The sequence below is a fragment of the Paenibacillus sp. E194 genome, assembly GCF_000935845.1.
In the GTDB taxonomy this organism is placed as follows: domain Bacteria; phylum Bacillota; class Bacilli; order Paenibacillales; family Paenibacillaceae; genus Paenibacillus_B; species Paenibacillus_B alvei_B.
Genome location: NZ_JMDX01000167.1, coordinates 1 through 13633, shown reverse-complemented (window position 1 = coordinate 13633; position 13633 = coordinate 1). Strand labels below are relative to the sequence as shown.

Sequence of the window (13633 nt, the reverse complement as noted above, 5' to 3'; positions counted from 1 at the left end):
GTTACATTTTTGGAAAGCAAATTGCTTTTCAGACGAAGCAGATGCGGAAGCAGATCGAAGCAGCCGAAGCTAAAGCGAGCCCCCCTATCTTCGGCGTCTTCTGTCTTGCATTCCGCTTCATCTCCGCAGTCTGTTCCTTAATGCTGTCCGTCAATATGCGAGAGACGACGCCCATCTCATCGAGCTTCCCGTTCATTGTGCGCAGTTCTCGGTGAATATTCTTGGAGATCCGATCATCCATTGGGTTAACCCCCTCCTTTCCCGTACATCCATTCCACAGCGGCGGCGGCTTCACACAATTCCTCAATGCTCATACCGCTCGCTTCTGCATACGTAATGCCGCCCCGGCTGTTCAGGACGACACGCCAGAACAATTGCCGGAGCGGATTGCGGGAGATGGATTGCTTATACGTCGGATGATTCGGATTCCAAGGGTGTATCGACCATGCCCAAGAAGCGCGCACACTCCAGCCAGAGCGGCGTCATCAGATCGGTCTTCTCTTCAAGACCCTCCCAGCTTAGGCGTGGAGACACGATGACATGTTGGAGGAAAAAGTCCATCGACGCTTCCAGCTTCCATCCCCCGTCTGCCTTCAATGCTGCATCATATAATCGCATGAGCGCCCGCGCACCCGGATGCTGCAGCACATATTCCTCAGTTTCAATCGTTACTGTCTTTTGCTTGCTCACAAGTAGCCACCCTTTCCGAATCCTTTATTAATTAAAATTAGTTCTTATATTCACTATTCTGTTCGATGCATATAGTCGAGAACTTGGATTTCAAATTCACGATCCTCAAGCTCTGAGCCGTACGAAGCAGCCGGCAGCTTTTTGATGACAGCCTGATTACCGCTAATTGTTTCTCCCGGCTTGTTATTGGATTTTACGGTGATTTCAAATAATTTCTTCTCGTTCCCCAATCGATACAAGAGGGGCAATTGCGGCGACGTTGACATCACCGTCAGCTTAATCGTGCCGAGCGGATTGTTCTTATAGGCAATTGCTACCTCGCCGCGCGCGCCGACATGCGTCACCGTCTGCTCCTCGTCCTTTTCACAGGTAACGAATGTATTCTCGCCAAACCCCGTAATATGCTCGTTGTTAATGATTACAGATACTTGCTTTGCATCATAAATACCGATACTCATAGATAAGCACCATCCTTTAATTGAAAATGTTGTGTGATAAACAAATCACTTTTTAGCACCGAGAAGGTTGCAAGAACTCGAAGAAAGAAGCGCGGAGTGTAGGCGACTACATGAGCACTTGAAATGTTTCCGAAGGAAACATGCTTCGAAAGCATATGCTTTTCGAGAGTGAATGCAAGATTCGATGTCGAGTTACTTCTTGTCATGCCTCGTGATGGATAGTGATTCACTAGAAGCGGATAACACCGTTCACCTTCACCTGATGTACCGCGCCCGCGATCTCGAACCAGAACGAGCCACCGCGATATTCGCGGTTCGCGCGATCGCTTGGATTTACTTCATTGCGAGACAGGAAGGACGTACCGAACAGCGGCTCGCCGCTGTCTGCTGTCGCGATGATGCCCATACGGGAAGATTCCAGCAGCACGTTGATCACCGCACTCTCGATTTGGACAATCCCTGCATCGGTGTACGGAATTTTGCTCGATTGATTGAGCAAATTCTGAATTTGCATTTCCATGCGGGCACGCACATAATCACGCGCCATAATGACATCGATATATTCACCGGACAGCGTCTTGCCTTCCGAAGTACGAGCCTCGCCCTGCTTGTTTACGTACGTAATTGCGCCGCTATCGTGGATCTCCATCAATTCGCCAGCTGTTACCTTCATCGCGTCGATGCCTGTGCACTTCTTGAACTTCCACGTCACAGAGCCCACTTCAGCGGAACCAACCGAACCTACGAGCGCAGCTTCTGGATATACCGCGGCATCCGTGTGATAGAACACGACCGTACGCGTGTAAGCCTTGGACTTCAACGCTTGAAGCTTCGTCTTATCAGCAGCGCGTGTAAAGAACAGTCGGTAATCTTCCTTCTCAATCTCCGCAGCCAACGCCTCAACTACAGCATCGCTATTGTCAGAGGAGAGCAGATAGTACCAGCCGTTATCGACTACAGAACGAAGGCGAGCTGCCGGTTCCTCCTTCTCATCACAAGCAGTAATCGCAATGCGAGCCGGTGAGCGGTCACCTTGTCCAAAGAGCACCTCTGCCATTTTGTATTCCGCCGTCGTATCCGCGAAATCATCCTTGACCGCCTTGAGATCCCCGTATTCTTTATAGTCAGAGCCTCCGGCTTTTTTTCCGATAATAAGCGGCATTCCGAAGGACAACCGACCTGTAGGCTTTTGTAAATCAATCGTTACTTGCACATCTTGAATAGACATGAACAATCACTCCTTCTTTTCGTTTCGTTGTAATTCCACTTTTTCGATGAACGTAAAGGTTCGCTCGAAGCGATCCTTCATGCGAAGCCTAATGCGGAGACCTAGTCCAGCAGTCGGCTCCGTCTTCCACTGCGCTGGCCCCATATTCACCTGCACGGCAGAGATCGTCGTCAAGCACTCCAATCCTTCCGTCCACTGCCAGCCGAGCAAATCTCGGCAGCGCTCCACCATATCCATGCGTTCCTTGGAGCAAATGAGAAGCAGCCATTCCATTTCGACAATCTTCTCGATCATCCCCTGTGACTCTGCATGATGCGGCGAGCAATCAATGTAGGGCTCAACCACGTCGTACGCGATAAATGGCTCGATTTGATCCGCCTTCAAGCCGTCCAAGGGAACAACCGGCATGTTCAATGCCTTCCCCATGGGCACGAGCCATCGTTCTACGATGTCGCGATATACAATCAATCCACATCACCTCCCTTCATCTACTGGGAAAATTGCTAATCTTGCATCCTACTCATGTGCTAGTCGACCATCCCAACAGAGCGTCATGCTGCTCGCTTGATATCAACGAAGGCAGCTTCCTTTCTGCTCACGATGTCCACGTTAACAGTATAAAACGGCGAACATATGTTTGCTTTAAACTGCTTTTATAGTTTCTTTTTGATTTGTTTTTAATTATTTATAGGAACAAATGTTCTTGTTTTTGTGGTATAATGGGAATACCTGCCCACGGTGTTCCATTTCGATGCTGGACCCAATAGATAATATAGGAAGTACACAACCTCGAGTATGAATGGAAACAAAGGAGGCCTTGCCTAATGGTAATGGGGTTCATGGACATGCCAGAGCATGAAGCAATGGATGCGAAGCAAGCAAAAGCACGAATTGATGAGGTATTTGCCAAATACAGAATGTGCAAGGTTATGAAGTTCGCCGTTCGCGAGGCGCGGATTACAACGAATTATGAAGCGAGAGAAAACGGAGCGACGAACCGGGTCGGCGATCCGACTGCCGCAGTAGCGGTCTATAATACAGATAAAGCAAGCGAATGTCTGGCGTTTTGCGAGCTGATTGAGTCCATCGTGCACGAATTGGAGCCGGACGAGCAGCTGCTCATCCGCGAGCGATATATGAAGGAAGCTCGTATGACGGACACGAAGGTGTACAATTTCCGATTCGATCCCCCGATCAGCGCCGTAACCTACGGACATATCCGCAAGCGCGCATTCGCCAAGCTGCTGAATGCCTTCCAGTACGCCTTTCGTTCGACCAAGACATCATAATGCATAGAGATATACTGAACGTAAACAAGCCGACCAGGATGCCATCATCTTAGGTCGGCTTGTTCGTATCTTGATAGAGTGTTTGTATACGACATCTGACAAGCAGGAATACTTTTCTGTTGCACATTCGCATTTGGGTTACTATAATAGTAGTAACTTTTTATTCAATCAGAAAGGAATGTCTCTCTTGAACTTTCGTGTATATATTTTGGCAGTAGCCGCATTCGTCGTCGGCACGGTAGAGCTTATTATCGGGGGAATCCTCGATCAGATAGCCGCGGATTTGAACATTTCCGTCAGTGCAGCCGGGCAGCTGATTACGATCTTCTCGATTGCCTTCGCTATATCGGCACCAATATTAATGAATCTCACAGCCAAATTTGAACGCAAAAAACTGTATATTGTCTTTTTGTTCATCTTCATGTTCTCGAATCTTATCGTGGCGTTCAGCTCGAATTATGCAACATTGCTCGCAGCCAGAGCCTTGTCTGCATCCAGCGGCTCGCTGCTTATCGTGTTGTCCATCACGATTGCCTCGAAGCTCGTCCAACCGGAATATAAAGGACGTGCCATTGGCGTCATCTACATGGGCATCAGCGGATCACTCGTCCTAGGAGTTCCTATTGGTATGGTTATCGGAAATGCATACGGATGGCGAGCGCCGTTCCTGCTAGTTGTGGGACTGACTGCAATTGCAATCCTAGGGATTTATGCCTTCTTATCGAAGGTTCCCCCTTCCGAGGTTACGACCTTGCGCGCACAGTTCGCTTCATTGAAGAATGCGAAGCTCGTTAGCGGGCATCTCATTTCGTACTTGATGCTTACGGGCCATTTGACTCTCTATGCATACTTGACTCCTTATTTACAGGAGACATTCCAGCTTAGTCCAGGCATGACGAGCATCGTGTACTTCTTGTTCGGCTTGGCAGCCGTATCTGGCGGAGGGCTTGGCGGCTTGATGGCGGATAAATGGGGTACAAAACGCTCTATTTTGTTGATAGTATCAAGCTTTGCGGTGATCATGTTCGTTCTCCCGCTGACGGCACAAGTATCGTTCTACGTCTTCTTGATTGCGATGGTGATCTGGAGTGCGCTTAGCTGGGCATTGTCCCCGGCGCAGCAAAGCTATCTCATGCAGACTGCTCCCGATACAGCTGACATCCAGCTCAGCCTGAATTCATCGGTGCTTCATCTCGGTATTGCGAGCGGTTCTGTTGTTGGCGGACTTGTCATTGAACAGAGTTCTGTAGCCAATAATGCATGGGTCGGCTGCCTGTTCGTCCTACTAGCGCTGGGAAGTGCCATGTTCTCCCTGACTCGTTCTTCCCAAGCAACGACGAAGACGTCTGTTGCAGCAGCGGAGTAACAATAAATAAGCCCAAAAAACGACACTCTACTCCGAAAATTGGTATAGGGTGTCGTTTTTTATCTTTCATTTTTGGAAATTTTATTTTAGTTACATTTCGTAATATGAAAGCGTTGACACGATACAATATGTATCATATATTCAAGTTGTACCGCCATCATTTTCAGAATATGTAAGGAGGTGTAAATAACCCGAAAAATGTTATCTATCATTTTGAGAAAAGGAGTGTACAGCCGATTGAAAAATTTACGTTTATTTGTAAGTCGTTTGTTAGTAGTCGTATTGACGCTATTTTCCCTACTGTTTCCGATTTCCGCATACGCATTTGATTCACACGCAGAATTAACGGGCCAGGCACTGAGTCCTGAAGTACGTGCAAAAATGCAGCAGATTGTTGATCAGAATAAATTTACAGAAGGTCAAGAGCCTGTACTGCATCCCGATTTGCAAAACCTTACTGATGACAAGGAAATTTCAGTTATCGTCCAATTTTCCGAAGCCCCGGTAGCTCTAGCGAAGGGTATGAGTATGCTCGAGGGCAAATCATTTACTGCAGCCTCAGAACAGAGCACGAAACAAAAAATCGCTAGACAGCAACAAAGCTTTGTCAGCCAATTAAGCAGCAAAAGTATCAAAGCTAACGTGGGCTTTACATACAATTATGCATTTAATGGGGTCTCCCTTAAAGTAAAAGCAAGTCAGGTGGATCAGTTGCTTAAAATGAACGGTGTACAATTGGTAGAGCCTGACGTGGAAGTTCACGCTCTGGGGGTAGAGTCCTCAAAGCTGCCGGATAGTGAAGTCCATCCGAACATGAACACGAGTAATCCATTCCTTGAAGTTCCATCTGTATGGGACTTAGGCTATACAGGCCAAGGAGTTAAAGTAGGCGTTATCGACACCGGAATTGATTATACTCATCCAGATTTAAAAGACGTTTATAAAGGCGGACATAACTTTATTACGCAAGTAGTAGACGGTTCCGATACGGGATACGCTCGCACTAGAGGAGACGATCCGTATGAAACTACGCTGTTGGATCACCCTGATAACAGACCGTGGGTTCACCCTACTACTGGAAATCCTTTTAATACCTCACATGGCACCCATGTTGCCGGGACGATTGCAGCTCAAGGCACAAATCCTTTTGGTATAAAGGGACTTGCCCCTTCAGTTGAACTGTATGCTTATCGGGTACTGGGTGCATACGGAAGCGGCGCGAATTCAGGGGTTATTGCAGGTATCGATAAGGCCGTCGAAGAAAAATGGACATTATCAATCTATCTTTGGGCGGATCTACCAATAGCCAAGTATCTTCTGACGCGATCGCCATCAACAATGCAGTTCTAGCAGGTACGACAGCAGTCCTTTCTACGGGCAACTCAGGTCCAAATAGAGGGACGATCGGCAGTCCGGGCACGGCAGCCTTTGCGATATCGGTGGGCAACTCTACTGTTCCGGAAAAGACGATGGCCGGAAAGGCAACTGTAACTCTAGACAAAGCGGGAACGATCACACCATATATCATGAATTTGATGGCATGGAAATTCGGCACAGACCCGAAAACCATTTTGACCGGAACGTATGATGTCGCCGCAATCCCTGGCCTTGGTAAAGTGACGGATTACGCGGGTCTGAATGTGGCAGGTAAAGTCGCTCTCGTTGCCCGCGGAGATATTGCCTTCGTGGATAAAATAGCGGCAGCGAAAAATGCAGGTGCCGTAGCGGTTATTGTTCACAACTCTGCGGGCGGAACGAATACTCCAGGACCGTCAGGCGCCTTTGTGGGAGATTCCTTCGCGTCCATCCCAACGTTTGATATGTCCTACACGGACGGCAGCGCACTGCGAACGGCTCTTGCGGGCGACTCAGGTACCGTCACCTTCGGAGAATTCACCACCGGTACGACTTTAAGTGACGATATCAATAGTTCCAGTTCGCGCGGACCTGCCAATCCGGTCTTTGATATTAAACCGGACGTGGTGGCTCCAGGAACTAACATCATGTCATCGGTTCCTGCCTATGGCAAAGATTATCTCGATAATCAAGGACAGCCTCTGCCTGACTACCCTGACTATTCCGAGTCCTACGACCGTTTTACAGGCACCAGTATGGCGGCCCCGCACGTAGCGGCGGTTGCGGCTTTGCTTAAATCGCAGCATCCGGATTGGACTCCGTTCGATATCAAAGTCGCGATTTCGAATACAGCTAAGCAATTGGACGTAACGAAATACGACGTCTTCTCTCAAGGTCCGGGACGTATTCAGCCGCTTAAAGCAGCGACGACTGAAGCGCTTGCGTATGAATTGGATCAAACCACTTTCTCCAATAAGACTTATGACTACACCAAGGGCACAATCACCTTCGGCAATGTATCTCCAAATACAAACAATCCAACAACGATAACACGGTCTATTCTTGTTAAAAATGTAACGGGAAGCCCAAGCGACTATACGGTATCCGTCCAAACGACAAAAGCGGCAACGGGCACGCTAGCAAGTTCGAACGTGACAGTCGACAAGTCCAGCTTTACGTTAACCGATGAACAAAATTTGACCGTGACGCTAAATGTTCCGAAAGGGACTGGAACAAACGGTAACGAAATGATGGGTTACGTGAAGATTACAAATGGTACGACAAATCTAATTCTTCCCTTCGCGGCGAATTTCGCCCCACCGACGGGATTGAAGACCTTTACAATCGACAGCAACCATATCTCTCCGAACGGGGATGGCAAGCTGGACAGCACGACTGTGAGATATGAATTCCACGATAGGCAAGCAGCTACGTACATTGAACTTTATGATCTAAACGATCTAACTGGCGGACCTTACGGAGACGGTTCAATCGGATGGATTTTGAACACCGGCAGTATGACAACGGGAGCAAAAACGTTAAACTTTACCGGTAAATATCATCCGTGGGGACAGCCGGGATCGACCCTGAGCGCGCTAGCTTCAGAAAGCGTCTATGCCATGCAGCTTACAACATTAAACTCCGCCGGAACGGCAGTCGTAGCAAGGGGATTACTTCCGGTGTATATCAAGACGAGCACGCCTAAATTCATTTCGCCTGACAGCCTGAATGTCACGGGTTCGAATTTGCAGTTCTCCGGTTCGATCGACGATTCGTACGTGAAATTCGGCCCAGTCGTTGAGGAAGAATTGGACTTGGATTACAACATTAACGACAACTTGCATGTGAAATACGAACTATCGGACAGCAACGACAACTTAATTTCCTCGCAACCAGTAACTCTCGATCAAAATGGCAACTTCGGAATCGCATTAAGCGGTTTAACGGCCGGAGCGAATAAGCTGAAATTGATCGTAGACGACGCAGCAGGTAATCATGCGGAGAAAGTCGTTACGATTACTAGCGCAGATCCTGTGTTAAGTGGAATTAAAGTACAGCCAGAGGCTTTAACCTTAGATGTCGGTTCCACTGCGGATCTTACAGTAACGGCTCAATATGTTGACGCGGACGGCAAGCCATTCCCGGCAAGCGTTAGTGACGTTACGTATGGGGCCACCTATACCGATTACGATCTGAGTGTCATAGACGTTGTCTATGGTAAAGTAACGGCGCTAGGAGAAGGCAGCACGACGATAACGGTATCTTATGAAGGGCAATCGGCTTCAGTACCCGTCACTGTCACTACGACCCCAGTCGATCCTGTATTAACGTCGATTTCGGTATCGCCGGACAGCGCTGCTCTAAAAGTTGGGAAGGATGCTCAACTTGCGGTCACCGCGGTGTATAGCGACGGAAGCAAGAAAGACGTTACAAGCGACGCAGATTATAGCACAGCTAACCCAAGTATTGCTGCGGTAAGCGATACCGGCAAGGTGACAGCCTTAGGAAAAGGTGACACGACAGTAACCGTATCTTACGAAGGTAAAACCTACGCGGTACCTGTTACCGTCACAGAAGAAACGACAACCCCAGTCAAAGTAACGTCGATTTCGGTAACGCCGAACAGTGTAGATCTTAAAGTTGGGAAGGATGCTCAGCTTACGGTCACCGCGGCGTATAGCGATGGAAGCAAGAAAGACGTTACAAAGGATGCAAAGTATAGCGTACCTGGTACGAACATGGTTACAGTAAGCAATACCGGCAAGGTGACAGCCGTTGGAGCAGGGAAAACGACGATCACTGTATCTTACGAAGGCAAATCTTATGAGGTGTCAGTCACCGTAACCAAGGATTCTGGCACAACGAATCCAGGAACACCGTCCAATGCAGGCTCGTCTTCATCAAGCTCATCATCGACTCCAGCACCAATAGGCAAGAAAGTAAAAGCAGGCACGCTCACTACGACGAAAAACGTTAAGGGTGCGACTATCGCAACGATAAGCGTATCGAGTGAGGCCTTGATCGCCCAGTTGAAAGATTCGAAAGCGAACGACGCCACGCTGGATCTTACCGATATTAGCTTCAACGACTACAGCAGTGCGAATGTAATCTTCAATAAAGCAACGGCTGACAAACTACTGGCATCCGGCAAAGGATTAATCCTTGCTGGTAATGGATTTACCATCCGAATTCCTGCGGATGCATTGGCTGATTTTATTGGTACAAATGGATTTAAAGCAAGCTTATCGGCAAAAGATTCTGACAATGGTGAAGTTAACATCCATTCGGCAAATCAAACAACCGTCGTATCGCAGATCGTGACGATCGGAAACGAAAAAGGGAAATTGAGTCATCCGATTGAAATCGGCCTCAAACCGTCCAACAAAGTAATTGATTTGCAAAAAGTTGGCGTTTACCAGCAAGATGAAAACGGTAAATGGGTATATGTGGGTTACAATGCCGCGCATCAGCCGGGGAATATTCAACTTACAACATCTACGCTCGGCTCCTTCGAACTGATGGAGGTTCACATTTCGTTCGACGATATTCAAACCCATTGGGCAAAACATGAAATCGAAGTTATCGCGGCTCAACACGTAACCAACGGGAAAAACGAATCTAAATTCGTTCCGAACGATACGATAACGCGCGCAGAATTCGTGGCGCTCTTGGATCGTATTCTTGGACAAAAGAAAGAATGGAGTCATTACGTCGCGATGGCAGGGGCAAATGATATCTTGGATCGCGAAGAAATGGTTGTATTGATGGTCAATGCCATGAAAGTCGATCTGCAAGGCGAGAAAGTACAATTAAACTTCAAGGATAAAGATCAGATTTCGGCGAGTGCCCAAGCCGCAGTAGCGTATGCGGTAGATAAAGGATTGATTAATGGAATGTCTAACAACACGTTTGCTCCCGATCAAAGCTCCACTCGCGCGCAGGTGGCTTCTATTCTCTATCGAATGATGAAACTCTTAGGCACAATTTAATCTCAATAAGTAGTCAATTCCATAGGATGACTAAAAGCAGACCTCTTCGGAGGTCTGCTTTTTACTTCCTTTCACTTGAGGCTCTTCATGCAACAGTTTAATCTTCTTTAATAACGAAGCCGCATCAGCAGTGACTTCATTTCCTCGTCTGCCATGAGCTCTGCATTATACTTTTGTGAAATTTTCGCTAAGGCAACATCATGGTAAAAGAACTCAATAAAGAATTTTACGAACGGCTGCGCCCCGGTTCGCATTGCCTGCCATTCGCCTTGCTCCATCCCCGCGAACATAATTTGCGATGAATCGGCTGCAACCAGCATGAATCTCTCCAGCGTATGATGCTCTTCCGTCGGCGATAACGTATTCAGGTTCGATACCTGTGCTTGCGCCACATCTGTCCCCGTTACAAATGCCTCCACTCGTACTCCTTCCCGCTCCTTCTTCTCCAGCAGCGGCACATATTTCTGGAACTCATCACTCCACATCGAGACGATAATCGTTTCCTGCGCCTCTTCGAGAATACGCTGGCAGTACGCCATGATCGAAGCTTCCGATTTCAAGCTCCACACTTGGTTGTCTGCAGCAATTTTGCGCTCATTCATCTGCTTCAACTGTTCAATGCTCTGTTCGAACTCCTTGGACAACTTGTCGATGACGATCTGAAGTGGCAGCGCTAAATATGTCTTTTTCTTTTCAGATATGGAGTCCGATATTAATCCCTTATCGATAAGACGCGATAGCACCTCATATATTTTCGCTTTCGGCACACCCGAGTGCTTGACCACACTCGTTGCATCCATAGGGCCGTCTCCTGCCACCAACGTCTCGTATACTTTGCTCTCATATTGTGAAAAACCGAATTTCTGAAGCATAGCTCCTCCTTCTCTTTCGTGCAGCCGTATCGGAACTTGTCCGCATCATGATGATGTTAGGATTATCTTACTCCAGCCGATTCAAAATGAAAAGTCGAGCACGAAGCGAAGCCGCAGCACACCTGTATTATTTGTAAAATATTTCAATAAACCATCGCAACCGTTGCTGCATCTAACAGGTGTACAAGTCTGCCTTTTCTCATATGGAGTCTGGAATTGGATGATAAAAAGAGCCTGCCACTATATGAATATATGATCAATTTTAATAAAATCGAGGTGTACTTGTACCAAAGGAATGACGAACCTGGTAAACGGAATATGATACGCAGATGCAGAAAGGAAATAGTGCTTTGAATCTATCTAAGGAAACTCACGCAAACAAACACAAATCAGACAATGAACGCAAATTTTCTGTCCGTTTGACTGGACTTTTCTTTATTATATTCGCCTTATTCGCCATACTTATTATACGCTTGGCGTTGCTGCAATTCGTAGATGGCCCTGCCCTCAAGCAAAAAGAAACTTCATTGGGCTACCGGACTACAGCTATCGCACCGATTCGCGGAATCATCTATGATGCTAGCAATCACAAGATCGCTTATTCCACATCGACACAATCACTTTACTTTAACGTGAACAAAAACTACAAGAAGAAAGAAAACATGGAAGAAGCCAAGAAGCTCGCTGAAAAGCTCGCCGAGAGATTTAAAAGCAATACCAAGACGGGAGAGGGACAATCAGTCGAGGACATAGTGAAGCGTATGGATTTGAATGCCAATGTTAATCCCGTACATGTCCCCCGCTTGATCAAAACGGATTTATCCTCGAAGGAAGTTGCTTACTTTTTGGAGCATAAGTCCGAATATAAGGATCTTGAGATTATAGAAGACAGCGTCAGAAACTATGATCAGGATACAGTCGCGGTACAAACAATCGGCTATCTGAAAAAGTTCAGAGGGGTCAGAGAGTCCTACGATTATTATAAGGAGATATACGAAAATAGAAATTCCCGGCACGAGGAGCTCAGATACCTCGATTATGAGGATGTCGGCGTTGACGGGCTTGAGTTCATGTACCAGGAAGAGCTCCGCGGCAAAAACGGACTCAAGAAATTCCCGGTTAACGTAGCGGGGCGAATTATGGGCCCCATGGAATTGACCAAGCCTGAGCGGGGTAACAATCTTCACCTGACCATTCATAAAAGCATTCAGGTAAAAACAGAAACTGCGATTATGCAGACGCTGCAGAAAATACGAAATTCCTCCAATCCCGTAGAGCAAGCGCCTAACGCACGTACGGGCTATGCCGTCGCCATGGAAGTGAAGACGGGCAATGTCGTCGCCATGGCCAGTATGCCGGACTATGACAGCAACGTATGGAAGAACGGCTCCATCAGCGTTGAGGATTACGAAAAAATAAATCCTTTATGAACAACGGCACGATAAAGGCAGCCTACGGCCCATACGAGGAAAAAGAGATGAACAAGCACCCGAACTCCATCGTGTATCTTGGCTCTACAATCAAGCCGTTGTCCGTCCTTATCGGTTTGAAGGAAAAGCTGTTCAGCGTGTACGATGATTATCCTGACATCGGCTATGCCGAAATCGGACTCGAAAAAAGGAAAATCCGGAATGCGAACAACAAGTCGCATGGTCGCATCGATGCCGCAAAAGCGCTGGAATTCTCCTCCAATGCCTTTATGATCGATTTGATCGGCAAACGTTTATATTCCCGAACGGATGTGAACGGACTGAAGACATGGGACAAATATATGGAAATGTTCGGACTTGGTGTAAAGACCGGCAGCGGACTGCCTGGAGAGATAGCCGGCCTAAAGGACTACATGAGCGAAGCCGTGCGCGCCAGCGCGCAATCCGCTCTTGCATACGCCTCGTTCGGCCAGCAGGGCAAGTATACAACGCTTCAGCTCGCCCAGTATGCGGCTACGCTGGCTTCGCACGGCAAGCGAATGAAGCCGCAGTTCGTCAGCAAAATTACGGATCCGGACGGAAAGGTAGTAAAAGAGTTTAAGCCGGAGATGCTGAACGAAGCAAAGTTCGATAAAGCCTATTGGGACTTGATTGAGCTTGGCATGAGCCGAGTGAAGGTACAGGGATTTGAAGGGTTCAATTATGACTATTATCGGAAAACGGGAACATCCGAACAGGAAGTCGCAAAAGGTATCAGAGTAGAAAATGGAGTGTTCATTGCATACGCTCCCGCGCAAAATCCGACCTTGGCAGTCGCGGTAGTCGTTCCGGAAGGCAATTACGGGGCTTATAGCGCAGCGCCAATCGCGCGAGCGATATTCGATGCGTACGACGAGGTTGTTGGGCTTACGGGCACGCCGCGCAACACTTCTACAGATCAGCAAGATAAGATTAA

The 13633-nt window shown here is 47.6% G+C and carries 12 protein-coding genes; 6 read left to right on the top strand and 6 right to left on the bottom strand.

Features of this window, described 5'->3' with window-relative positions:
* Positions 1–28 precede the first annotated feature (28 nt).
* From AZ66_RS20260 to AZ66_RS20240, 5 genes are all read right to left on the bottom strand, one after another.
* Positions 29–241, bottom strand: a complete 213-nt coding sequence (locus AZ66_RS20260) for a hypothetical protein (protein WP_044356497.1) — start codon at positions 239–241, stop codon at positions 29–31.
* 164 nt (positions 242–405) lie between these two features.
* A complete protein-coding gene (locus tag AZ66_RS20255; RefSeq protein WP_005542653.1) occupies positions 406–690 on the bottom strand; it encodes a hypothetical protein in 285 nt (94 codons plus the stop codon).
* 53 nt (positions 691–743) lie between these two features.
* On the bottom strand, positions 744–1148 hold the full coding sequence (locus AZ66_RS20250; protein WP_044356496.1) for a phage structural protein: 405 nt from the start codon (positions 1146–1148) through the stop codon (positions 744–746).
* A gap of 229 nt (positions 1149–1377) precedes the next feature.
* Positions 1378–2376, bottom strand: coding sequence for a DUF3383 family protein (locus AZ66_RS20245; protein ID WP_021259507.1), 999 nt, complete (start codon positions 2374–2376; stop codon positions 1378–1380).
* A gap of 6 nt (positions 2377–2382) precedes the next feature.
* A complete protein-coding gene (locus AZ66_RS20240) occupies positions 2383–2844 on the bottom strand; it encodes a phage neck terminator protein (protein ID WP_044356495.1) in 462 nt (153 codons plus the stop codon).
* Positions 2845–3200: 356 nt separating this feature from the next.
* On the opposite strand from AZ66_RS20240, the gene AZ66_RS20235 reads away from it, so the two are divergent.
* From AZ66_RS20235 to AZ66_RS33860, 4 genes are all read left to right on the top strand, one after another.
* Positions 3201–3665 carry an ArpU family phage packaging/lysis transcriptional regulator gene (locus AZ66_RS20235; RefSeq protein WP_021259509.1) on the top strand — a complete coding sequence of 155 codons (465 nt, stop codon included), beginning with the start codon at positions 3201–3203 and terminating at the stop codon, positions 3663–3665.
* A gap of 178 nt (positions 3666–3843) precedes the next feature.
* A complete protein-coding gene (locus AZ66_RS20230) occupies positions 3844–5031 on the top strand; it encodes an MFS transporter (protein ID WP_036619631.1) in 1188 nt (395 codons plus the stop codon).
* Between the two features lie 237 nt (positions 5032–5268).
* Positions 5269–6381: a S8 family serine peptidase gene (locus AZ66_RS33865; RefSeq protein ID WP_197081743.1), complete on the top strand. Its 1113-nt coding sequence runs from the start codon at positions 5269–5271 to the stop codon at positions 6379–6381.
* Positions 6297–10376 (top strand): S8 family serine peptidase, encoded by a 4080-nt coding sequence (locus AZ66_RS33860; protein ID WP_052648701.1) that lies wholly within the window; start codon positions 6297–6299, stop codon positions 10374–10376. Before AZ66_RS33865 ends, AZ66_RS33860 begins: the two co-directional genes overlap by 85 nt.
* A 107-nt stretch (positions 10377–10483) precedes the next feature.
* Here the strand turns inward: AZ66_RS33860 and AZ66_RS20220 are convergent, their stop codons facing one another.
* Positions 10484–11248, bottom strand: coding sequence for a TrmB family transcriptional regulator (locus AZ66_RS20220; protein WP_044356494.1), 765 nt, complete (start codon positions 11246–11248; stop codon positions 10484–10486).
* Positions 11249–11598: 350 nt separating this feature from the next.
* Between AZ66_RS20220 and AZ66_RS33600 the strand changes: the two genes are divergently transcribed.
* Both AZ66_RS33600 and AZ66_RS33595 read left to right on the top strand, forming a co-directional pair.
* Entirely contained in the window at positions 11599–12678 is a 1080-nt protein-coding gene (locus AZ66_RS33600; protein WP_331436922.1) for a hypothetical protein, read from the top strand.
* Between the two features lie 47 nt (positions 12679–12725).
* The coding region (locus AZ66_RS33595; protein WP_331436921.1) for a penicillin-binding transpeptidase domain-containing protein at positions 12726–13633 on the top strand (908 nt) is incomplete at its 3' end.

Bases quoted from the DNA above. Each gene is read 5' to 3' on its own strand.
- AZ66_RS20245 (WP_021259507.1), bottom strand. From the start codon at position 2,376: ATGTCTATTCAAGATGTGCAAGTAACGATTGATTTACAAAAGCCTACA.
- AZ66_RS20230 (WP_036619631.1), top strand. From the start codon at position 3,844: ATGTCTCTCTTGAACTTTCGTGTATATATTTTGGCAGTAGCCGCATTC.
- AZ66_RS20260 (WP_044356497.1), bottom strand. From the start codon at position 241: ATGGATGATCGGATCTCCAAGAATATTCACCGAGAACTGCGCACAATG.
- AZ66_RS20220 (WP_044356494.1), bottom strand. From the start codon at position 11,248: ATGCTTCAGAAATTCGGTTTTTCACAATATGAGAGCAAAGTATACGAG.
- AZ66_RS33860 (WP_052648701.1), top strand. From the start codon at position 6,297: ATGGACATTATCAATCTATCTTTGGGCGGATCTACCAATAGCCAAGTA.
- AZ66_RS20235 (WP_021259509.1), top strand. From the start codon at position 3,201: ATGGTAATGGGGTTCATGGACATGCCAGAGCATGAAGCAATGGATGCG.
- AZ66_RS20250 (WP_044356496.1), bottom strand. From the start codon at position 1,148: ATGAGTATCGGTATTTATGATGCAAAGCAAGTATCTGTAATCATTAAC.